At 73.1% G+C, this 22331-nt stretch carries 18 protein-coding genes and 1 tRNA gene; 5 read left to right on the top strand and 14 right to left on the bottom strand.

The window, feature by feature from the left end:
• Positions 1-8 precede the first annotated feature (8 nt).
• From rpmE to ACYVDO_RS12080, 9 genes are all read right to left on the bottom strand, one after another.
• Positions 9-233, bottom strand: coding sequence for a 50S ribosomal protein L31 (gene rpmE / locus ACYVDO_RS12120; RefSeq protein ID WP_460936168.1), 225 nt, complete (start codon positions 231-233; stop codon positions 9-11).
• Positions 234-332: 99 nt separating this feature from the next.
• The gene (locus ACYVDO_RS12115) at positions 333-2450 is read right to left on the bottom strand and encodes a sensor histidine kinase (RefSeq protein WP_460936166.1); all 2118 of its coding nucleotides are present in this window, start codon (positions 2448-2450) and stop codon (positions 333-335) included.
• Positions 2447-3892 carry a glycosyltransferase family 2 protein gene (locus tag ACYVDO_RS12110; protein ID WP_460936164.1) on the bottom strand — a complete coding sequence of 482 codons (1446 nt, stop codon included), beginning with the start codon at positions 3890-3892 and terminating at the stop codon, positions 2447-2449. The genes ACYVDO_RS12115 and ACYVDO_RS12110 overlap by 4 nt, the downstream gene beginning before the upstream one ends.
• Positions 3889-5004, bottom strand: coding sequence for a HEAT repeat domain-containing protein (locus ACYVDO_RS12105; protein WP_460936162.1), 1116 nt, complete (start codon positions 5002-5004; stop codon positions 3889-3891). The genes ACYVDO_RS12110 and ACYVDO_RS12105 overlap by 4 nt, the downstream gene beginning before the upstream one ends.
• Before the next feature lie 7 nt (positions 5005-5011).
• Entirely contained in the window at positions 5012-5395 is a 384-nt protein-coding gene (locus ACYVDO_RS12100) for a response regulator transcription factor (RefSeq protein WP_460936160.1), read from the bottom strand.
• Between the two features lie 181 nt (positions 5396-5576).
• The gene (gene rho / locus ACYVDO_RS12095; RefSeq protein ID WP_460936158.1) at positions 5577-7787 is read right to left on the bottom strand and encodes a transcription termination factor Rho; all 2211 of its coding nucleotides are present in this window, start codon (positions 7785-7787) and stop codon (positions 5577-5579) included.
• 211 nt (positions 7788-7998) lie between these two features.
• A complete protein-coding gene (gene thrB, locus ACYVDO_RS12090) occupies positions 7999-8961 on the bottom strand; it encodes a homoserine kinase (RefSeq protein WP_460936156.1) in 963 nt (320 codons plus the stop codon).
• Positions 8961-10046, bottom strand: coding sequence for a threonine synthase (gene thrC, locus ACYVDO_RS12085; RefSeq protein ID WP_460936154.1), 1086 nt, complete (start codon positions 10044-10046; stop codon positions 8961-8963). The genes thrB and thrC overlap by 1 nt, the downstream gene beginning before the upstream one ends.
• A complete protein-coding gene (locus ACYVDO_RS12080) occupies positions 10046-11419 on the bottom strand; it encodes a homoserine dehydrogenase (protein WP_460936152.1) in 1374 nt (457 codons plus the stop codon). The genes thrC and ACYVDO_RS12080 overlap by 1 nt, the downstream gene beginning before the upstream one ends.
• Before the next feature lie 237 nt (positions 11420-11656).
• On the opposite strand from ACYVDO_RS12080, the gene ACYVDO_RS12075 reads away from it, so the two are divergent.
• Positions 11657-12769, top strand: coding sequence for a ScyD/ScyE family protein (locus tag ACYVDO_RS12075; protein WP_460936150.1), 1113 nt, complete (start codon positions 11657-11659; stop codon positions 12767-12769).
• A 120-nt stretch (positions 12770-12889) separates the two neighbouring features.
• Here ACYVDO_RS12075 and lysA read toward each other — a convergent pair whose 3' ends face one another.
• The 3 genes from lysA to ACYVDO_RS12060 are packed head-to-tail and all read right to left on the bottom strand — an operon-like array spanning position 12890 to position 16391.
• Complete coding sequence (gene lysA, locus ACYVDO_RS12070; RefSeq protein WP_460936148.1) at positions 12890-14326, bottom strand: diaminopimelate decarboxylase; 1437 nt, start codon at positions 14324-14326, stop codon at positions 12890-12892.
• 3 nt (positions 14327-14329) lie between these two features.
• Positions 14330-15976, bottom strand: coding sequence for an arginine--tRNA ligase (gene argS / locus ACYVDO_RS12065; RefSeq protein ID WP_460936146.1), 1647 nt, complete (start codon positions 15974-15976; stop codon positions 14330-14332).
• Positions 15977-15986: 10 nt separating this feature from the next.
• Positions 15987-16391, bottom strand: a complete 405-nt coding sequence (locus ACYVDO_RS12060) for a response regulator (protein WP_460936144.1) — start codon at positions 16389-16391, stop codon at positions 15987-15989.
• Between the two features lie 57 nt (positions 16392-16448).
• Between ACYVDO_RS12060 and ACYVDO_RS12055 the strand changes: the two genes are divergently transcribed.
• Positions 16449-16520 (top strand) — tRNA-Arg (locus tag ACYVDO_RS12055).
• A 250-nt stretch (positions 16521-16770) separates the two neighbouring features.
• Entirely contained in the window at positions 16771-17805 is a 1035-nt protein-coding gene (locus ACYVDO_RS12050; protein WP_460936142.1) for a hypothetical protein, read from the top strand.
• On the opposite strand, the gene ACYVDO_RS12045 is transcribed toward ACYVDO_RS12050, so the two are convergent.
• The gene (locus ACYVDO_RS12045) at positions 17759-18793 is read right to left on the bottom strand and encodes a hemolysin family protein (RefSeq protein WP_460936140.1); all 1035 of its coding nucleotides are present in this window, start codon (positions 18791-18793) and stop codon (positions 17759-17761) included. The two genes, ACYVDO_RS12050 and ACYVDO_RS12045, sit on opposite strands and share 47 nt — an antisense overlap.
• On the bottom strand, positions 18790-20277 hold the full coding sequence (locus ACYVDO_RS12040) for a hemolysin family protein (protein ID WP_460936138.1): 1488 nt from the start codon (positions 20275-20277) through the stop codon (positions 18790-18792). Before ACYVDO_RS12040 ends, ACYVDO_RS12045 begins: the two co-directional genes overlap by 4 nt.
• Positions 20278-20431: 154 nt before the next feature.
• Here ACYVDO_RS12040 and ACYVDO_RS12035 point away from each other — a divergent pair, with 154 nt between their 5' ends.
• Together ACYVDO_RS12035 and ACYVDO_RS12030 are read left to right on the top strand one after the other, a co-directional pair.
• Entirely contained in the window at positions 20432-21421 is a 990-nt protein-coding gene (locus tag ACYVDO_RS12035) for an ABC transporter ATP-binding protein (RefSeq protein ID WP_460936136.1), read from the top strand.
• Positions 21418-22227, top strand: coding sequence for an ABC transporter permease (locus tag ACYVDO_RS12030; protein WP_460936134.1), 810 nt, complete (start codon positions 21418-21420; stop codon positions 22225-22227). The genes ACYVDO_RS12035 and ACYVDO_RS12030 overlap by 4 nt, the downstream gene beginning before the upstream one ends.
• Positions 22228-22331 lie beyond the last annotated feature (104 nt).

The raw sequence follows: 22331 nt of genomic DNA, 5'->3' as shown, positions 1-22331 counted from the left end.
CGGGAAAGCTACTTCTTCTCGGCCGCGGCCTTCTTGCCGTAGCGCGCCTCGAAGCGGGCCACGCGGCCACCGGTGTCGAGGATCTTCTGCTTGCCGGTGTAGAACGGGTGGCACTGCGAGCAAACCTCGGCGTGGATGGCGCCGTTCGCAGCGGTGCTGCGGGTCTGGAACGTGTTGCCACAGGTACAGGTCACCGTGGTGGCGACGTACTCCGGGTGGATGTCCTTCTTCAAAGCGTGCTCCTCGAGTCGGTGCGGCCGGGTCCGCGGGATCTGCCCGTACTGCGGTGAACCGGTCAGCGGTCAAGTGTGCCAGAGGTGGCGCACCTTCTCCTAAACGGCGTCGACCCGGGCGGCATTCCCCGGCGCGGCCTGCCCGACGAGGGGCAGCAGCACGCGGATCGTGGTCCCCTCGCCCTCCACCGACTCCAGCGTCAGCTCACCGCCGTGACCTGCGACGATCGACCGGGCGATGGCCAGGCCCAGGCCGGTGCCGGGGATGGCGGCGTCGGTCGCGTTGCTCGCCCGGAAGAACCGCTCGAAGAGCTGGGCCTGGTCCCGGGCGGGGATGCCGATGCCGGTGTCCGAGACGGTCACGACGACCCGGTCGGCGTCCTGGTGGGCCGACAGGTCGACCCGTCCACCCGCCGGCGTGAACTTGACGGCGTTGGACCCCAGGTTGATGAAGGCCCGCTCCATGTGCTGCCGGTCGACGCGGACGAGGAGGTCCGGGTCCACGGCGGCGACCTGCAGCTCGACCCCGGCCGCCGCGGCACCGGGTCGCAGCACCTCGACCACGTCACCGAGCAGCACGGCGACCGGCAGCTCCTGCAGGCTGGGCTGCACACCGGACGCCTCGATCTTGTTGAGCACCAGCAGGTCCTCGATCATCCCGCGCAGCCGGACCGCGTTGCGACGGATGGTGCCGAGGGCGTCGAGCTGGGGTCGGGTCAGGTCGCCGTAGTCGCCGTCCTCGAGCAGCTCGAGGTAGCCGGCGATCGACGTCAGGGGGGTCCGCAGCTCGTGCGACACGGTCGCGAGGAAGTCCGTCTTCTGGCGGTCCAGCTCGGTGAGCCGGGTGAGCTGGGCGTCCTGCATCTCCCGCAGCCGCAGCGCCACGATCGACTGCGCGACGTACCCGGCGCACTGCTGCGCCGACTGGATCTCGTGGCGGCGCCACCGGCGGGGACCGTCGACCATGAGGACGGAGAGCACGCCGAGGCCCTGGGCGCCCGTCCCGACGGGGACCATGAGCAGGCTGCGGGCACCTGTGGCCCGGAAGAACCGCTCGGCCCGCTCCTGCTGCTGCACCTGGGCGTCGAGGAAGTCGGGCACCGCGAAGAACGTTGCCGCCCGCCGCAGCTCTCGGTTGACGAGGGCCACCTCCTGGGCCAGGGAGGGCGGGAACGGCGGCAGGTCGGGCAGGTCGTAGCGGTGCCACTGGGTGCGCTGGTCGATCTCGCCGGACCCGTCGTAGGTGTAGAGCAGCACGCGGTCGGCGGACAGGCCCTCCCCCAGCATCGCGCAGACGGCATACACGGCCGAGTCGATGTCGGGGGCGCCGTGGACGACGCGGGCCACGTCCAGGGCCAGCTGGTAGGACAGCAGCACGGCCGCCTGTTGCTCCTGCAGGACCAGGTTGGCCCGGGTGAGCCCGTTGAAGTCGTCGGCGAGGTCGCGCACCTCCGCGGCGCCGGTGCTGACGTCGGCGGTCGCCTCCCGGTCGCCGTCGCGCTGCCGGGCCACCACCGCCCGCAGCCGTTCGAGCGGACGCGAGACCGACCGGCTCAGCAGCAGCCCCCACCCCACGAGGAGGCCGGTCGTGAGGACGACCGCCACCACCAGCAGCGCCATGGCCAGCCCGGAGGAGGCCCGGGTGTCGCGCCGGGCGTCGTCGCGCTCGCTCTTCAGCGCGGCGAAGAGGGCGCGGTTGGTGTCCCGCACGGCGCGAAAGGCCCGGTTCGCGTCGTCCTGGGCGGCGCCGGCGACCGCGGCCGACCGCCCGAGGTCCGACTCGGTCCGGGTGGCCGTCTCGAACCACGTCCGGACCGCGGTTCGTTGCGCCGCGAGGAGCCGGGCGTACCGGGTCCGCTGCTCGTCGTCGAGGGAGTTCGAGGCGATGGCCCGCCCCACCGCGTCGAGGTCGCCGACGACGGCCTCCTCCTTGAGGCGGTACCGGATGATCGGGGCCGCGCCGTTTACCTGCTGGCTCCAGCCGGCGTTCGCCTCGGTCATGTCGAGCATCGCGGCGTTGTTGGCCTCGAAGGCCGGCCCGAGGGCGAGCGTGAGCGCCGTCGCTGCGTGGTTCTGGCGCACCTGCTGGGCGAAGACCAGCCCGAACACCACCGGCAGGACCACGAGGACGCTGAGGGCCAGGGTGCGGACCTGCACCCCCACGGACCGGGTGGCCAGGCGGGCCCCCCGTCGACGCAGGCCCGGTGCCCGGTTCACGGCGTCTCGCCGCCCTGGAAGCCGGTGCGCGTCATGGTGCCCCACACCTGCTTGCGGCCGCGCAGGCTGGACCACCACCCCTCGAGCCGCCACCAGACCGTGAGCTGGCGGTACCCGACGTTCTCCAGCAGGCTGGCCAGCAGGATCACCCCGAGGTCGCGCCAGCGGTCGTGCCGGTGGAACGCCCACTCCTCCACGGCCAGCGCCGCCAGGGTCACGAAGACCGCGTAGCCGTACGCGAGCAGCAGGAAGAGCAACGCGAAGGGTACGTCCACGACGTCGAGCCACAGCGCCAACGGCAGGATGACGATGCCGTACGCCTCGAGCAGGGGCGCGACGAGCTCGAACACCCAGTAGTACGGCAGCGCCACCCAGCCGACCCGGCCGTACCGCTTGCGCAGCAGCATCCCCCGGTAGGCCCAGAGCGTCTCCCACAGGCCCCGGTGCCACCGTCGCCGTTGGTTGCGCAGGACCCGCAGGGTCGACGGGGCCTCGGTCCAGGACACCGGCTCGGGGACGAACCGCACGCGGTAGTCGCGGCCCTCGTCGCGCAGGTGCCGGTGGATCCGCATGACGAGCTCGAAGTCCTCGCCGATGCTGGTGTGGTCGAGCCCACCGACCTCCACGAGGACGTCGCGGCGGAACAGCCCGAACGCGCCGCTGATGAGGATGAGCCCGTGCAGCCGCGACCAGCCGGTCCGCCCCAGGAGGAAGGCCCGGAAGTACTCGACGACCTGGATCCGGGGCAGCCACCTGCGGGGCGCGGCCACCGTGACGACACGGCCCGAGACCACCCGGCAGCCGTTGACGGCGCGGATCGTGCCGCCCGTCGCGACCATCCGCGTGGGGTCGTCGGAGAACGGCTGGGCCACCCGGAGCAGGGCGTCCGGCTCGAGCACCGAGTCGGCGTCGATGACGGCGACGAGGGGCTCGGTCGCGGCGTTGATGCCGGTGTTGACGGCCTCGGTCTTGCCGGAGTTGTCCTTGGTGACGACGAGCAGCCGGGTGCGGCCGTCGCGGGGCACGTAGACGCCACGCAGCGCCGCCTCCACGTGGACGTCCTGGGGAAGGACGCGCGGGATCTGGACGAGGTCGAAGGCCTCGACGAGCCGGGTCAGCGTGCCGTCGGTGCTGCCGTCGTCGACGACGACCACCTCGTGCCGCGGGTGCCGCAGCGAGAGCAGCGCCTTGACCGACGTGACGATGCCGGCCTCCTCGTTGTGGGCCGGCACGAGCACGGAGATCCCCGGCGTGAGCGACCGCCCCATCGTCTGCACGCCGGCCTCGTCCCGGCGGCGCTCGGACCGGATCTCCAGCGCTGCCAGCACGATCGTCACCAGGTAGGACGAGTTGATGAGGACGAAGTAGACCAGCACGGGCACGGTGGTGGCAGCGAGCAGCCAGACCACCCCGGAGCGCAGGGAGTCCAGGAACGCCGTCACGGGGCGCCCCTCACGCCGTCCGTACGACCCTCACGCAGGGCCTCCATCGTCGCGGCCGAGGCGACCGGCAGCCCGCGACGCGGGTCCCAGATCCCCTGCTGGGCCGACTCGGCCTCGGCCTGCTCGACCGGCTGGACGGCTGCGTGCCCGGTCGGGCCGAGCTGCAGGAGGCTGGTGGCGGCGATCTCGGCGAGGCGGGGATCGGGGTCGCCGAGCAGGGCTGCCAGGTGCGGCACCGCGGCGGGGTCGCCGAGCGTGCCGAGCGCCTCGGCGCAGATGCGTCGCAGGGGCAGCGGGTGCGGTGCCGCCGTGTGCTGCGCCAGCACCTCGACGTCGTCGGCGGCGCCGATGCTGCCGAGCGCGGTCGCGCTGGTCTCGCGGACGCTGAGCTCGGGGTCGGAGCGCACGAGCTCGCGCAGGGCCGGGACGCTGCGCCGGAAGCTGCCGATCCCGCTGACGTAGGCGGCGACCGTCCTCGTCGTCGGGCTCGGCGACGCCAGGGCGTCGACGAGGGCGGGCGCGACGCCGACCCCGAGGCTGCCCACCGCGTCGGCACCGACACCCGCCGGTATGCCGTGCTCGGCGCCCACGGCGGCCAGCAGGGGTGCCGCTGCGGTCGCCTCGCCGAGCTGCCCCAGCGCCTGGGCGGCGGCGACACGCACCTCGAGCGAGGTGTCGCGCAGGGCCTCGATGAGCAGCGGCAGCGCGCTCCCGACCCGGCACAGCCCGAGCATCTGGGCGGCCCGGGCCCGCTCGCGCTCGTGGCGGCTGCGCAGGTGGTGGGGAGCCCGCTCGAGGGCCCCGTGCGTCAGCAGCACCATGGAGAGCTCCTCCGTGGGTGCGCCGCGGACCTTCTGCAGGAACTCGACGACCGCGTCGTCGATGACGCCGCGCACCGCCTCCGGGGCGTCCATCAGGGTCTGGAGGTGGTCTCCGTCCTCGTCCTCGCCGGCCGCGAGCGCCACGAGGTGCATCCGGTACGGGGCCAGGGCGGCTCGCGTGGCCCGCTCACGCCGGGTGCGCAGCACCTTGGTGAGCGCGACCACCACCGCCAGGGCCACCGAGCACACCAGGACGACGAGCGTCGCGACCAGCAGCGTGTGCCAGCTCATGGGGCGCTCATCGGGCCCGGGACAGGATCCCGTTCACGCGGTGCAGGAGCTCGCGGGGGCTGAACGGCTTGATGACGTAGTCGTCCGCCCCGACCGCGAAGCCGGTGTCCACGTCGGTGTCGCGCGACTTGGCCGACAGGAGGAGCACCGGGGTGGTGGGGGTGTCGCTGTCGCGGATCTTGCGCAGCACGTCGATGCCGGAGAGCCCCGGCATCATGACGTCGAGGATGACGAGCGCCGGGGGCTGCTGCTGGAACGCGTCCCAGGCCGCGAGCCCGTCCGGGACCGCCTGGACGGAATACCCCGCCTGGCTGAGCTTGAAGTCGACGAGGTCTCGGATGTCGGGGTCGTCGTCGGCGACGAGCACCCGGGCCCCCTGTGGCTCGGTCACGTGCGTCCTCTCTGGCCTGCCTGCGCGCGTACGCGGTCAAATGTACGGTGCCGCAGGCCTCCGCGACGGTCTGGAGCTGGGAACCGGCGTGGCTGCCCGGCATACGGGACGGACCGCCACGCCGCGGGGCCCGGCACCGGTCTCGGCGCCGGGCCCCGCGGGAGGGGTCGAGGACCGGTCCTCAGTCGTCCTTGTCGTCGTCGACCTTGATCGACGACGTCTGCTGGATCTGCATGAGGAACTCGATGTTGCTCTTGGTCTTCTTGATCCGGTCGATGAGCAGCTCGATCCCCTGCTGCTGGTCGAGTGCCGCGAGCACCCGGCGCAGCTTCCACATGATCTTGAGCTCGTCGGAGGAGAGCAGGATCTCCTCCTTGCGGGTGCCGGAGTTGTTGACGTCGACCGCGGGGAAGATGCGGCGGTTCGCCAGCCCCCGGTCGAGCTTGAGCTCCATGTTCCCGGTGCCCTTGAACTCCTCGAAGATCACCTCGTCCATCCGCGAGCCGGTCTCGACCAGCGCGGTGGCCAGGATCGTGAGCGAGCCGCCGTTCTCGATGTTGCGCGCCGCGCCGAAGAACTTCTTCGGCGGGTAGAGCGCGGCCGAGTCGACGCCACCGGAGAGGATGCGACCGCTCGCCGGGGCGGCGAGGTTGTAGGCGCGACCCAGCTTGGTGATCGAGTCGAGCAGCACGACCACGTCGTGGCCCATCTCGACGAGGCGCTTGGCGCGCTCGATGGCCAGCTCGGCGACCGTGGTGTGGTCCTCGGCCGGGCGGTCGAAGGTCGAGGAGATGACCTCGCCCTTGACGGCGCGCTGCATGTCGGTGACCTCCTCGGGGCGCTCGTCCACGAGGACGACCATGAGGTGGCACTCCGGGTTGTTGGTGGTGATCGCGTTGGCGATCGCCTGCATCACCATCGTCTTGCCGGCCTTCGCCGGGGCCACGATCAGGCCACGCTGGCCCTTGCCGATCGGCGCGACGAGGTCGATGACGCGGGTGGTCAGGATGTGCGGCTCGGTCTCCAGGCGCAGCCGCTGCTGGGGGTACAGCGGGGTCAGCTTGCCGAACTCCACCCGCTTGCGGGCGTCGTCGGGGCTCATGCCGTTGACCGTGTCGAGCCGGACCAGCGCGTTGAACTTCTGCCGCTGGCCCTGGTCCTCGTGCTGGGCCTTCACCGCGCCGGTGACCGCGTCGCCCTTGCGCATGCCGTTCTTCTTGACCATGCCCAGCGGGACGTACACGTCGTTGGGGCCGGGCAGGTAGCCGGAGGTGCGGACGAAGGCGTAGTTGTCGAGGACGTCGAGGATCCCGGCGACGGGCACGAGGACGTCGTCGTCGGCGACCTGCGGCTCGTTGTCGTACTCGCCGAAGTCGCCACGGCCGCCGCGTCGCTTGTCCCGGTTGCGGTTGCGGTTGCGGTTGCGCCGCCGACCCCGCCCGTCGGCGTCGTCGTCGTAGCCGCCCTGTCCGCCGTTGCCCCGACCCTGCTGGCGCTGGTCGCCACGGGTGTCGTCGTCGTGGCCGTCGTGGGCACGGCCGTCGTGGGCACGGCCGTCCTGGTCGCGCTCGCCGCCGCGACGGGTGTCGGCCTGGCGCCCGTCGCCCTGGCGGTGGTCGCCCTGTCGCCCTTCGCCCTGGCGGTGGTCGCCCTGTCGCTGGTCGCGGTCGCCACGCTCAGCACGGTGCTCACCCTGGCGGTCATCGCCCTCGCGGGTGTCGCGCTGACGCTGGTCCCGGTCGCCCCGCTCACCACGGGCGTCCGGCGCACGGTGGTCGGCCTGGTCGCGGCGGTCGGCGTGGTCACGACGGTCGGCCTGGCGCCGGTCCCGGTCGGCCCGGCCGGTCGCGCCGGGGTCCTCGCGCTCGGCACGCTCGCGACGGGCGCCGCGGCCCTCGTCGCCGGCCTGGTCGGCCGGCTCACCGCGACGGGCCTCGGCGGCTCGTCCGGGGCCCTGCTCGGCCGCCTCGGTCCGGGGTGCCGCCTCGGTGCGGGGTGCGGCCTCGGTCCGGGGTGCGGTCTGGGGGCTCGCGGAGCGACGGCTCCGGGCCGGCTCACGGTCGGCGACCGGTGCGCCGTCGGCGACGGGGGCACGGTCGGCGACGGGGGCACGGTCGGCGACGGGGGCACGGTCGGCGACGGGGGCGCGGCCCGGCTCGGACGTGCGAGCCGTCTCGGCCCGGGCCTCCTGGCGGGAGGCTGCGCTCCCCCCGGACTGGCGGTCCTTGATCGCCGTCACGAGGTCGTTCTTGCGCATCTTCGCGGTGCCGGTGATCCCCATGCTCGCGGCCAGCCCCTGGAGCTCCGCGACCTTCATGGTGCTGAGCGCTCCGGAGCGACGCGGCTTCTCGTCCTGCGGGCTCGCAGTGTCGAGAGTGGTGGTGTCTGTCACGAAGGATCCTTCCCCCTCGTATGCGGACCAGTCAGATTCGGTCCGGTGCTTGGGCCAGAGAACTGACCTGTGGAAGCCACATGCGGCACGACAGGGCCACGGCAGCATCGGGACGGCCGACATGTGGTGGGTGCAGCTCACCCGGGGGATGCTTCGAAAAGGGGGCATCTCGGGGAGGCGCGCACTCAATGTAACACCGTTGCGGGCGGCATCAGTCCCGGGTCTGCGAAATCCCCTCGGCGCGTTCGCGGAGCACCACATGTGCCCCCGTGGTGGGCACCCCGGGCCGGCTCGCGAGCCACCCGGCGGGCGCCAGCGCGGCCGCCTCGTCGACCTCGACGGGCCGGCTCAGGACGAGGACGGAGGGCCCGGCCCCGGAGATCACCGCGGCGTGGCCGTGCTCGCGCAGCAGGTCGACGAGCTGCATCGACGCGGCGAAGGAGGCCCGGCGCGCCTCCTGGTGCAGCCACTCCCGGGTGGCCGGCAGCAGCAGGCCCGGGTCGTGGGTGAGGGCGTGGACGAGCAGCGCCGCCCGCGCGGAGTTGCGGGCCGCGTCGGCGTGCCGGACGTGGGTCGGCAGGACCGACCGCGCTGTGGCGGTGGAGAGCTGCGTGCCGGGCACGAGGACGAGCACGCGCAGGTCGTCGTGCGGCCGGAGCCGGACCGTGGCGACGTGCCCCTCCCCCTCGGACCACGACAGGGTGAGCCCACCGAACACGGAGGCCGAGGAGTTGTCGGGGTGCCCCTCGAGGCGGGCCGCCAGGTCGTTGGTGAAGGCGAGGTCCGGATCACCCACGGCCCCACGGCATACGTCGTGGATCGCCTGCGCCGCAACGATTCCCGTGACGATCGCCGTCGCGGACGACCCGAGGCCCCGCCCGTGCGGCACGGTGTTGGCACAGCGCAGGTGCAGACCCCGCGGCGCCGCGACGCCGAGCTCGCCCCAGGCCCGCAGCATGGTCCGCACGACGAGGTGCGACGCGTCGCGAGGCACCTCACCGGCGCCCTGCCCCTCGACGTCGACGACGACGCCGGGCTCGTCGGTGACGGTCGCGGTGCAGGTGTCCCAGATGCCGAGGGCGAGCCCGACCGAGTCGAAGCCGGGGCCGAGGTTGGCGCTGCTCGCCGGGACCCGGACCCCGACCGAGGTCCCCGGCGCGAGCTGGTCGGCCATCAGCCCTCGAAGCCGAGGGCGACCGCGGCGGAGTACGCGTCGACGGGGATCCGGGTCGGCTGCACCTCCGAGCCGTCGGCCTGGCGCAGCGCCCACTGCGGGTCCTTGAGCCCGTGGCCGGTCACGGTGCACACGATGCGCGCCCCCGACGGGACCTGTCCCGCCGCGTGGACCTGGAGCAGGCCGGCCACGGAGGCGGCCGACGCCGGCTCGACGAAGATGCCCTCCTCCGCGGACAGGATGCGGTGGGCCGCGAGGATCTGCTCGTCGGTGACGGACTCGATCCGCCCGCCGGACTCGTCGCGCGCGGCCTCGGCCTGCCGCCACGAGGCGGGGTTGCCGATGCGGATCGCGGTGGCGATCGTGTCGGGCTGGTCGACGGGGTGGCCGAGGACGATCGGCGCGGCGCCCGCCGCCTGGAAGCCCCACATCTGCGGCAGGTGCGACGCCGGGCCGGGGGTCGGCGAGCCCTGGTGGTACTCGCGGTAGCCCTTCCAGTACGCCGTGATGTTGCCGGCGTTCCCCACCGGCAGGCAGTGGATGTCGGGGGCGTCACCGAGGGCGTCGACGACCTCGAAGGAGGCGGTCTTCTGGCCCTCGATGCGCGCCGGGTTCACCGAGTTCACCAGCTCGACGGGGTAGGACTCGGCGAGCTTGCGCGACACGGTGAGGCAGTCGTCGAAGTTGCCCTCGACCTGCAGCAGCGTGGCGCCGTGCGCGATTGCCTGGCTCAGCTTGCCCAGGGCGATCTTGCCGTCCGGGACGAGCACCGCACACGTCATACCGGCCTTGACGGCGTAGGCCGCGGCGCTGGCGCTCGTGTTGCCGGTGGAGGCGCAGATGACGGCCTTCGCGCCGTGCTTGGCCGCCATCGAGATGGCGGCGGTCATGCCGCGGTCCTTGAACGAGCCGGTGGGGTTCAGGCCCTCGTACTTGACGAAGACCTCCGCGCCCACGCGCTCGCTGAGCCACTCCGCCGGGATGAGCGGGGTCCCGCCCTCCTGGAGGGTCACGACGGGTGCGCCGTCGAGCATCGGCAGCCGCTCGGCATACTCGCGGATCACGCCGCGCCACAGGCGTGCCATCAGGCGCCCTCCACCCGCATGACGGAGGTGACCTCGCGGACGGTCTCGAGCTCCGCGAGCGCCTCCACGGTCGCGGCGAGCGCGGCGTCGGGGGCGGTGTGGGTGACGACGACGAGCTGCGCGCGGGTCGACGGGGCGCCGTCGGGGCCGGGGTGCTCGACGATCGACTGCCGCACGGTCTCGATCGACACGTCGTGCGCGGCGAAGGCCATGGCCACCTGCGCCAGGACTCCTGGGCGGTCGGCCACGTCGAGGCTGATGTGGTACCTCGTGAGGGCGCGACCCATGGGCAGCACCGGCAGGTCGGCGTAGGCCGACTCCCCCGGTCCGCGCCCGCCGCCCACCCGGTGCCGGGCCACGGCGACGACGTCGCCGAGGACGGCGCTGGCGGTCGGGTCTCCCCCGGCGCCCTTGCCGTAGAACATGAGCTGCCCGGCCGCGTCGGCCTCGACGAACACCGCGTTGTACGCGTCGCGCACGCCACCGAGCGGGTGGCCGCGCGGGATCATCGCCGGGTGCACGCGCACGCTCACGCCGGGAGTGGGACGGCCCTCGTCGTCGACCGTCTCGGTGCGTTCGCAGATTGCGAGCAGCTTGACGACACAGTCCATCTCGCGGGCGGCCTGGACGTCGGCAGCCGAGACCTCGGTGATGCCCTCGCGGTGGACCTGCTCGCTCGACACCCGGGTGTGGAACGCCAGTGAGGCGAGGATCGCGGCCTTGGCGGCGGCGTCGAAGCCCTCGACGTCGGCGGTCGGGTCGGCCTCGGCGTAGCCCAGCGCCTGGGCCTGCTCGACGGCCTCGACGAAGCCCTGGCCGGTCGTGTCCATCTTGTCGAGGACGTAGTTGGTGGTGCCGTTGACGATTCCGAGCACCCTGCGGACGTCGTCGCCGGCGAGCGACTCACGGATCGGGCGCAGGATGGGGATGGCACCCGCGACCGCGGCCTCGTAGTAGAGGTCCACCCCGTGCTCGGCGGCCGCGGCGTACAGCGACGGACCGGCCTCGGCGAGCAGGGCCTTGTTGGCCGACACGACCGAGGCGCCGTGCTTCATCGCCGACTCGATGAGGGTGCGGGCCGGCTCGATGCCGCCGATGACCTCGACGACGATGTCGGCGCGCGTGACCAGTTCCTCGGCGTCCGCGGTGAACAGGCTGGGGTCCACCGGGACGTCCGGGCGCTCGCGCCCCGGGCGGCGGACCGCGATGCCGACGAGCTCGAGCGGGCGGCCGACCCGGGCCGCGAGGTCGTCGGCGTGCTCCGTGAGCATGCGCGCGACGGACGACCCGACCACGCCACAGCCCAGCAGCGCCACGCGCAAGGGCGCCTGGGGCTGCTGCGGGGTCCGCCCCCCGCGCTCTGCCTCGCTCACCGACCGCTCCTCGTTCAGCACCGCCTCATCCTCCCCCGGTGTCCACCCTGTGGACCCCGGTGGTCCGCGATCCGGACGTGCCCGGCTCGCGAAAGGACCCTATCCGGCAATCGGTACTAGTCAGAACGGCGGACGACGAACCGGACATGCGACGCCAGACTGCTCCGCGGGCGCCGGTCCCGGACAGGGCGGCCCGGCGCCGCTCGAATCCGCACTCGAGAGCCGCCGGGAGGCCTCATGATCCGCAGAACCACGCTCACTGCCACGGGGGTGGCCGCCGTCTCGCTGGCCCTGGTGCTCGCGCCGGCCACGTCCGCCTCGGCCCACCAGGGTCACGGCCGGCCGCCGGCCCACTGGGACCGGACGCTGACCGACCAGGTGCTGGCGCCGTTCCAGCTGGCCGTCGCGCGCGACAAGGTCTACGTCGCCGACGGCTTCACCTCGACCGTCTCGCTGGTCCGCCGCGACGGCAGCCTGCAGACCCTCGCCACCGGCCCGCAGTCCGGCGAGGTCGCCGGCCTCGACGTCACCGACCAGGGCTCCTGGGCCTACACCGCGTCGGACTACGCCACCGGCGCGACGACCCTGACGATCAAGCGGCGCGGCCACGCCGACGTCGTGGCGGACCTCTCCGGCTACGAGTCCTCCGTCAACCCCGACGGCACCCAGACCTACGGCTTGGTCGGCGGAGCCAACCCCTGCGCCGTCGCGTTCTTCGAGCAGGTCACCGGGGGCCCCGCGACCTACCAGGGCATCGTCGAGTCGCACCCGTACAGCACGGTGTCGCTCGGCGACGGCTCGTGGGCGGTCGCCGACGCCGCGGCCAACGCCATCCTGCGCGTCGACCGCCGCGGCCACGTCTCGACCCTGGCCGTGCTGCCGCCGCAGCCGGTCACCATCACGGCCGACATGGCGTCCGCGCTCGGTGCCCCCGACTGCATCGTGGGGACGACGTACGCCTTCGAGCCGGTGCCGACCGACGTCGAGGTCGCCCACCACGGCAGCCTGCTGGTGTCGACCCTGCCCGGCGGTCCGGAGGACCCGAGCCTGGGCGCCCGGGGCAGCGTGTACCGGGTCGACCAGTGGTCGGGGAAGGCGACCCGGCTGGCCACCGGCTTGTCGGGCGCGACCAACGTGGCGCTGGCACCGGACGGCACGGTCCTCGTGACCGAGCTGTTCGGCGGCAAGGTCACGGCACTGCGGCACGGGCGGACGAGCACGTTCCGGTCGGTCGACTCGCCCGTGTCGGTCGAGGCGTCCGGCCGCTCGGTCTACGTCGGGACGCTCGCGGCCATGGACGACCAGGGCAACGTCACCGGGCCGGGCACGATCCGGGTGTTCCGCCGCTGACGGTGGCACCGCTGTCGGGGAGGGACGACCCGACGGGTGGACCGGGGGTGCTACGGCTGCAGGGGCCGCGGCATCCTCCGGTGCGTGCAGCCGGAGGGTGCGTGCAGCCGGCTGGTGCGTTCAGCCGACGTCGAGGGCCAGCAGGTCCTCGACGGTCTCGCGCCGCACGATGACGCGGGCCCGCCCGTCACGGACGGCGAGGACGGGTGGCCGCGGCGTGTGGTTGTACTGGCTGGCCATGCTCCGGCAGTACGCGCCGGTGCCTGGGACCGCCACGAGGTCGCCGGGGGCGACGTCGTCAGGCAGGTACTCGTCCATCACCACGATGTCGCCCGACTCACAGTGCCGGCCGACGACGCGCGCCAGCCGGGGCGCGGCGTCGGAGCGGCGGCTCGCGAGCGTGCAGGAGTAGTCGGCGTCGTAGAGGGCGGTGCGGATGTTGTCGCTCATCCCGCCGTCGACGCTGACGTAGGTGCGAGTGGATCCTCCACCGAGGTCGACGTCCTTGACGGTGCCGACCTCGTAGAGGGTGAACGTGCTCGGTCCGACGATGGCGCGGCCGGGCTCGATCGAGATCCGCGGCGCCGGGGTGTCGGGGCTGCCGTCGCCGGCGGCCTTGAGCTCGCGCCGGACGAGGTCGGCCATCTGCTCGCCGAGCGCGCGCGGCGACAGCGGGGTGTGCTCGGACGTGTAGGCGATGCCGTAGCCGCCGCCGAGGTCCATCTCGGGCAGGTGCACCCCGTGGACGTGGGCGACCTCGGCGTGCAGGCCGACCAGCCGCCGGGCCGACACCTCGAAGCCCGAAGTGTCGAAGATCTGGCTGCCGATGTGCGAGTGCAGCCCGCGCAGGTCGAGCACGTCGGGCCGGGCGAGGATCCGCGCCACGGCCTCGGCGGCGCGGCCGCCGGCGAGCGAGAAGCCGAACTTCTGGTCCTCGTGGGCGGTGGCGATGAACTCGTGGGTGTGCGCCTCGACGCCGACCGTCACGCGCACCATGACAGGGGCCCGGACGCCGAGCTCCGTCGCGACACTGGCGATCCGGTCGATCTCCTCGAACGAGTCGACCACGATCCGGCCGACGCCGTACTCGAGGGCCTGCCGGATCTCGGCGAGGCTCTTGTTGTTGCCGTGCATGCCGATCCGCTCGGCGGGGAAGCCCGCGCGCTGGGCCACCGCGAGCTCACCGCCACTGCAGACGTCGAGCGAGAGCCCCTCCTGCGCCACCCATCGCGCGACCTCCGTGCACAGGAACGCCTTGCCCGCGTAGTAGACGTCGACCCCACCGAGGTCGGCGAACGGGGCCGCGAAGTCGTCCCGGAACGCCCGCGCCCGCGCGCGGAAGTCCTCCTCGTCCACGACGTAGGCCGCGGTGCCGAACTCGCGCGCGATGCTCACGACGTCGAGGCCGCCCACGGTGAGGCGGCCCTCCTCGTCCCGGTCGACGGTGCTCGGCCAGAGCTGCGGCAGCAGCTCCATGACGTCCGTGGGCCAGGGCAGCCAGTGCGGGGGCCCGCCGTATCCCTCGGCGTGGAGCGCCCCCGCCTCGTGTGCACGCATGGGCTACATCCTGTCGGGTGCGCAGACCCCCAGCAGGTCCAGTCCGTTGGCCAAGACCTGCCGGGTGGCGTCGTTGAGCCACAGGCGCGTGCGGTGCACGTCGGTGATCTCCTCGTCGGCGGTCATGGGCCGGACGCGGCAGGTGTCGTACCACTTGTGGAACCGGCCGGCGAGGTCCTCGAGGTAGCGAGCGACCCGGTGCGGCTCGCGCAGGTGCGCGGCCTGGGCGACGACCCGCGGGAAGTCGCCGAGGATGGCGAGCAGTGCGGCCTCGGTCGGGTCGGACAGCAGACTCGGGTCGAAGCCGTCCTCGCGCCGCACGCCGTCCTCGTTCGCCAGCCGGGCGACGTTGGAGGTCCGGGCGTGGGCGTACTGCACGTAGAAGACCGGGTTGTCGTTGGTCTGCTTGCGCAGCTCCTCGCCGTCGAGCGACAGCGGGCTGTCGGCCGGGTAGCGGGCCAGGGAGTAGCGGATCGCGTCCGTGCCGATCCAGCTGATGAGGTCGCGCAGCTCGATGATGTTGCCGGCGCGCTTGGAGAGCCGGGCACCCCCGAGGTTGACCAGCTGGCCGATCTTGACCTCGATGTTGTGCTCCGGGTCGTCCCCCGCGCAGGCGGCGATCGCCTTGAGCCTGTTGATGTAGCCGTGGTGGTCGGCACCGAGCAGGTAGATCTTCTCGTCGAACCCACGGTCCTTCTTGGACAGGTAGTACGCGGCGTCGGCGGCGAAGTACGTCGGCTCGCCGTTGGCCCGGATGAGGACCCGGTCCTTGTCGTCGCCGAAGTCGGTGGTGCGCAGCCAGATCGCTTCGTCCTGGTCGAAGACGTGCCCCTGCTCGCGCAACCGGGCGACGGCCTGCTCGACCGCGCCCTCGTCGTGCAGCGTGTTCTCTGAGAACCAGACGTCGAAGTGCACGCCGAACGCCTCGAGCGTCTCCCGGATGTCGGCCAGCTGGAGCGGGTACGCGAGCTCCCGGGCGACGGTCATCGCCTCGTCCTCGGGCAGCTCGGGCAGGTCGGGGCGCTGCTCGAGCACGGCTGCCGCAAGCGTGTCGATGTACTCGCCGGGGTACCCGCCCTCCGGAGTCGGCTCCCCCTTGGCCCGGGCCACGACGCTGCGCGCGAACTTGTCCATCTGCGCGCCGGCGTCGTTGAGGTAGTACTCGGTCGTCAGCGTCGCGCCGGACGCCCTCAGCAGGCGGGCCATGGCATCACCGAGCGCGGCCCACCGGGTGTGGCCGAGGTGCAGGGGGCCGGTGGGGTTGGCCGAGATGTACTCGAGGTTGATGACGTGTCCGGCCTCGGACTCGTTGCGGCCGAACGCTGCTCCGGCGTCGACGATGGAGCGCGCCAGCTCGCCGGCGGAGGCCGCGTCGAGGGTGATGTTGAGGAATCCCGGGCCCGCGACGTCGACGGCCTTGACCCCGTCGACCGCGCCGAGGCGCGCGGCGAGCTGCGTCGCGACCTCGCGCGGCGGCATACCGGCGCCCTTGGCCAGCTGCAGCGCCACGTTGGTGGACCAGTCCCCGTGGTCGCGGTTGCGCGGGCGCTCCACGCGCACCTGCTCCGGCACGTCCACGCGGAGCTCGCCGGCGGCGACGGCGTCGGCGAGGGCGGTGCGGATGGCGGTGGAGAGCTCTTCGGGGGTCACCCGCACGATTCTAGGGCGCGGCGGCGGCGTCCCGGCCGCCGGCCGCGAGGCCCCGGACCAGCTCGATGAGGTCGTCGGGGTCGAACGGCTTGGCGAGGAACGCGTCGAGTCCCGAGCCGTGCGCCTGGGCCCGGTCGTGCTGCTGCACCGAGGCGGTCACCATGATCACGGGGATGCTGGACAGCCGGGCGTCCTCGCGGATCCGGTCGACGGCCCACCAGCCGTCCCGGGGGGTCATCTGGGCGTCGAGCGTGATGACGTCCGGGAGCTCCTGGACCGCGCGGAGCCGACCGAGCAGGGCCTCGCCGTCCTCGAGCTCCTCGACCTGGTAGCCCTCGAGCTCCAGGTTGACGCGGATGAGGCGGCGGATCTGCTCGGTGTCGTCGCAGACGTACACCAGTCCCCCGGTTTCCATGGATGCCACCCTAGGCTGCTAACCTCTGCGGGCGCCTTGTTGCGAGGCGCACGTGTCGCCCCCGTAGCTCAGGGGATAGAGCACCGCCCTCCGGAGGCGGGAGCGCAGGTTCGAATCCTGCCGGGGGCACGTCGAGAGGCCGGGCGCCGCAGCGCCCGGCCTTCGTCGTGTCCGGCCTTCGTCGTGTCCGGGAGGGCTCACGGTGGGTCCGCGTCCCGCCACCGAGGGGATGGCATCCGGCGGTTCAGTTGGTTCCGAGCAGCCGTGTGCCACCCTCTCGGCGTGGGCGTGGACCCGCGCCGCCACGCCCCACGGCACCGGACGGTCTGGGCTGTGGATACGCGTGGGGTGGGCCGCGCGGCCGGCCAGCATGGACGGCATGGCCACACCGCGCATCCCCCTGCCCGACGGACTCGCGGGGCGCCCCTTCACCGTGGCGCAGGCGCGGGAGGCCGGGGTGCGCCGCGGCCGGCTGCGCTCGCCCGACCTCGGCTCACCGCTGCACGGCGTGCGGTGCACGACGTCCCCGGGGTCGGATCCGACCGTCCTCGTCGCGGCCACTGCCGCGGCGCTCGTGCTGCCCGGCGACGTGGCGTTCTCGCACTGCACCGCCGCAGCCGTGTGGGGGATGCCGCTCCCGCAGGCCCTCGAGCACGTCGAGCCACTGCACGTCATGCGGCCGTCGCGCCGCAACCCGGTCCGGCGGCCGCAGGTCAGCCCCCACCCCGGCCTCGAGCTACGCCAGGTGAGCACGGTGTCGGGCCTGCGGGTGGTGAGTGCCGTCGACACGTGGGTCGACCTCGGGGACCGGCTCGGCGTCGAGGACCTGGTCGTGGTCGGCGACTGGGTCGCCAGGCGGGCAGGGACGAGCGAGCTGCTGGCTCGGGCCCTGGCGCGCCGCGGGCCGGTGCGCGTTGTCCGCCGGCTGCGCGAGGCCCTCCGGTGGGTGCGGGTCGGGGCCGACTCGCCGATGGAGACACGCGCCCGGCTGGTGTTCGTCCGGCACGCCCTCCCCGAGCCGGAGCTCAACGTCGAGGTCATGGCTGCCGACGGCTCGGGCTTCCTGTGCCGGTCGGACTTCCTCTGGCGCAGGGCGCGGGTCATCGGGGAGTACCAGGGCGAGCACCACTTCACGTCCTTCCGCCGGGGGGACGACGACATCTCCCGCCGGCTGCTGGCCGAGGACGACGGGTGGAAGTACCTCGAGATCACGAAGTCGGACCTGTCCAACCCGGCGCGGCGGCAGGCCCTGGTGGCGCGGCTCGCGCACCTCCTCGGTGTCGAGGGGGTGGCAGATGGTCCTTCGCCGGCGTGGGAAGGACCCTTTGCCACCCCCTCGGCGTCGGCTGTGTGCCGCGGAGCCGCCCTCAGCGCTGGGAGGCGTCGGCGACCTCGCCGACCAGCTCCTCGATGACGTCCTCGAGGAACACGACGCCCACGTCGGAGCCCTCGGGGTCGACGACCCGGGCCAGGTGGGCCCCCGTGCGCTGCATGGTGCGCAGCACCTCCTCGACCTCGTCGGCCTCCTGAACCGTCGCGAGCTTGCGCACCCGCTTCACCGGCACGGCGATGTCGCGCTCGGACTCGTCGGCGTACAGCACGTCCTTGAGGTGCAGGTAGCCCGCGAGCGTCCCCGCCCGGTTCACGAGCGGGTAGCGCGAGAAGCCGCGCTTGGCCACGAGCCGCTCCACGTCGTTCGGCGTCGCGGTCAGCGGCAGGGTGACCAGCTCCGAGAGCGGCACCGCCACGTCGACGGCGTCCTTGTCGCTGAACTCCAGCGCCGCGCCCACGAGGAACTGCTGGCCCTCCTCGATCAGCCCCTCGTGGTGGCTCTCGGCGAGGATGCTCTCGACCTCCTCGACCGTGAACGTCGAGGCGATCTCGTCCTTGGGCTCGACCCCGAACAGCCTGACCAGCGACTTGGCGATCCACTCCATGACGGTGATCACCGGCCGCAGCACGCGGGTGATCGTCATGAGCACCGGGACGAGCACGACGGCGGCGCGCTCGGGTCCGGCCAGGGCGAGGTTCTTGGGGATCATCTCGCCGACCACGACGTGCAGGTAGACCACGACGAGCAGCGCCAGGGCCAGCGCGAGGCCGTCCGTGACGCCGGTCGGCAGTCCGAGCAGGTGCACCAGCGGCTCCAGGGCGTGGTGCAGCGCCGCCTCGGAGATCGCACCGAGGAGCACCGAGCACACGGTGATGCCCAGCTGCGCGCAGGCGAGCAGCGAGCCCATCTGCTCCAGGGCGTCCAGGCAGGTCTGGGCCCGCCGGGACCCGGCAGCGGCCAGCGGCTCGAGCTGCGAGCGCCGCGCCGCCATCGCCGCGAACTCCGCACCGACGAAGAAGGCGTTGAGCAGCAGCAGGAGCACCGTGACCGCCACGGCCAAGGCGCTCACTGGTCCTCCCCCACCTTCGGGTGGCGGACCCGCCGTGCCCCGGCGTCGACGGCGCCCTCGCGCGAGCCTGCGGTGGAGCCCTCGTCCGCGCCGTCCCTGCCGTCCGCCCCGTCAGCGCCGTCGCCCCCGTCAGCGCCGTCCCTGCCGCCCAAGCCGTCCGCGCCGTGGGACTGGTCCGCACCGTCCCCGTCGGGGGCCGGGACGAACCTCAGCCGGTCGGCGCGCATGCCGTCCATGGCGACGACGGAGATGTCCCATCCGGGGATGGAGACGGTGTCGCCCACGACCGGGATGCGGCCGAGGACCGCCATGACGAAGCCACCCGTGGTCTCGTATGCCGGGCCGTCCGGGACGTCCGCGCCGAGCCGCTCGCGCACCTCGTCCGGGCGCCAGAGGCCGGGGACCGTCCACGAGCCGTCGGTGAGCTCGCGGCCGGTGGTGCGGAAGACGTCGTGCTCGTCGGACACCTCGCCGACGATCTCCTCGACGACGTCCTCGAGGGTGACGATGCCCGCGGTCCCGCCGTACTCGTCGACGACGATGGCCAGCTGCAGCCCCTGTTCGCGCAGCATGAGCAGGAGCGGGTCGAGCCGGATCGTCTCGGGCACGAGCAGCGGCGGCACCATCAGCGCCGAGACCGGCACGTCGGACCGGCGGTCGTGCGGGACGGCGATGGCCTTCTTGACGTGGACCACGCCGTCGATGTCGTCCCAGTCCTCGCCGGTGACCGGGAAGCGGGAGTGCCCGGTGCGGCGGGCCAGCCGCACGACGTCCTCGGCCGTGGCCGTCCGCTCGATCGACGTGGCGCGGGCACGCGGGCTCATGACGTCGGCCGCGGTCTGCTCGCCGAACCCCAGTGACTTGGCGACGAGCCGCGCGGTGCTCGCGTCGAGGGTCCCGGCCTCGGCGGAGTGGCGCACGAGGGACGCCAGCTCCTGGGGGGTGCGTGCGCCGGACAGCTCCTCCTGCGGGGTGACGCCGAGCGAGCGCAGGAAGAGGTTGGCCGAGCCGTTGAGCACGGCGATGAGCGGCCGGGCCACCAGGGCGAAGACGCGGACCGGGCCGGCCACGACCTTGGCGGTCGGCAGCGGCGCGGAGATCCCGAGGAACTGCGGCAGCAGCTCGCCGACGACCATCGAGAACAACGTGGCGATGGTCAGCGCGAGGACCGCGCCCACCGATTCGAGGGTGCTGCCCCGCAGGCCCAGCGCGTGCAGCGGGGTCTCGAGCAGGACGCCGAGCGAAGGGGTGGCGATGAAGCCCAGCACCAGGGTCGTCAGCGTGATGCCGACCTGGGCGGCCGACAGCTGCGTGGAGAGCCGTCGCAGCGATCCCAGGACGACGCCGGCCCGGGCGTCCCCCGCGTCGGCGGCCTTCTGGACGGCGGGCCGGTCGAGGGCGACGAGGCTGAACTCCGTGGCGACGAAGACTGCCGTACCGGCCGTCAGCCCGATGCCCGCCAGCACCCCCAACCACTCGGTCATAGTGCGGACCATCCTAGGGTCGCGCGCCCTCCCGGTCGCACCGCGCCGCCCGACCACCCAGCGACAGCCCGGCGAAAACCCGGCGACAACCCGGTTGACCCTCACCCCACGTCGGTTGGGAGGATGCCGTCATGGCACATGCACCGGGGGACACATGACGACCACCACACCCACCACCAGCACGACACCGACGTCCGGCGCGCGCATCGACGTGCAGGACCTGACCAAGCGGTTCGGCGACTTCACCGCCGTCGACCACCTCTCCTTCTCCGTGGAACCCGGGCGGATCACCGGCTTCCTCGGACCGAACGGCGCGGGCAAGACGACCACCCTGCGCATGCTGTTGGGCCTGATCCGCCCGACCGGCGGCACCGCGACCATCGACGGGCACCGCTACCAGGACATCGACACCCCGATGTCCGTCGTCGGCTCGGCGCTCGAGGCGACGAACTTCCACCCCGGGCGCACCGGCCGTGACCACCTGCGGGTCCTTGCGGACACCGCCGGGGTCAGCACGGCGCGGGTCGACGAGATGCTCGAGCTGGTCGGTATCCCGGCCGCGGCCCGCAAGCGCGCGGGCGGCTACTCCATGGGTATGCGGCAGCGGCTCGGCCTCGCGGCGGCCCTCCTCGGCGACCCCAGGGTGCTCATCCTCGACGAGCCGGCGAACGGCCTCGACCCCGAGGGGATCCGCTGGCTGCGCGGCTTCCTGCGCCACCTGGCCGGCCAGGGCAAGACGATCCTCATCTCGAGCCACATGCTCCAGGAGGTCGAGCAGACCGTCGACGACGTCGTCATCATCAGCAACGGGCGGCTGGTCAAGCAGGGCGCGATGGCCGACCTGCACGGCGACAGCCGCGTCGTCGTCCGCACCTCCGACAACGACGCGCTCGCCGGCGCCCTGCGCGTCGCCGACGTCACGACCCACGTCGAGGACGGCGCGCTCATGGCTGCCACCGACGACCTGCGGCTCATCGGCGACGTCGCCCTGCGCGCGGGCCTGCCGCTGTACGAGCTGCGCCAGGCCCACACCGACCTCGAGGCACTGTTCTTCCAGCTGACCGAGGGCACCAACCGCAACCTCGGACAGGCGGCCGCCCCCGAGCGGGACGCCATGGCCGGGCAGGAAGGGGGCAACGAATGAGCGCCGCCATCCGGTCGGAGTTCCGCAAGTTCTTCACGACGCGCATGTGGTGGGGCATGGCGATCGCCATGTTCGTCGCCGGGGCCGGCCTCGCCGTGGCCTTCGGCTTCCTCTTCACCAGCGACGCCGCCACGCAGGGCGGCCCCGGCCAGGGCGCGCCCACCGGCAACGCGGTCCAGATCGCCAACAGCGTCTACACCGGCTACCTCAGCCTGGGCTACCTGCTGACGCTGGTGATCGGCGTCATGCAGATCGGCTCGGAGTACCGCCACAAGACGATCACGAGCACCTTCCTCGGCACGCCACGCCGCGGCCGGGTCATGGGGGCCAAGGTCATCGCCCTGCTCGGCATCGGCGCGCTGTACGGCCTGCTCTCGCTCGTGGGCTCGGTCGTCGCGGGTGCGATCGTGCTCAACGCGCGCGGCGCCGACGCGTTCCCGGGCACCGAGGTGCTGCGCTCGCTCGCGCTCAGCCTGCTCGTCCTCGGCCTCTGGGCGCTCATCGGGCTCGGCGCGGGGATCCTCATCCCCAACCAGGTCGCCGCGCTGCTCATCTCGGTCGGCGTCGCGTGGATCCTGGAGCCCATCGCCGGCGTGCTGCTGGGCCTGTGGGACTTCGGGCGCGAGCACATCGTCCCGTACCTGCCGACCCAGGCGACGAACGCCATCGTCAGCGGCGTCACCCAGACGGGCGCGAACGCCGTCAAGCCGCTCACCTGGTGGGTGGCGGCCCTGGTGCTCGCCGCGTATGCCGTGGTGCTGGCGGGCTTCGGCTCGTGGCGGACCGCGCGCAGCGACATCAGCTGAGCCCGCCCCCTTCCGCACTTCGGGCCACCCAGCCCCGGTCAGGCACGCCTGGTCGGGGGGTCAGGTGGCCCGAAGTCGGAGGGGAGGGGTGAGGCGCCGGGACA

The organism is Phycicoccus ginsengisoli, assembly GCF_054779295.1.
This window is presented reverse-complemented; position numbering and strand designations above follow the sequence as displayed.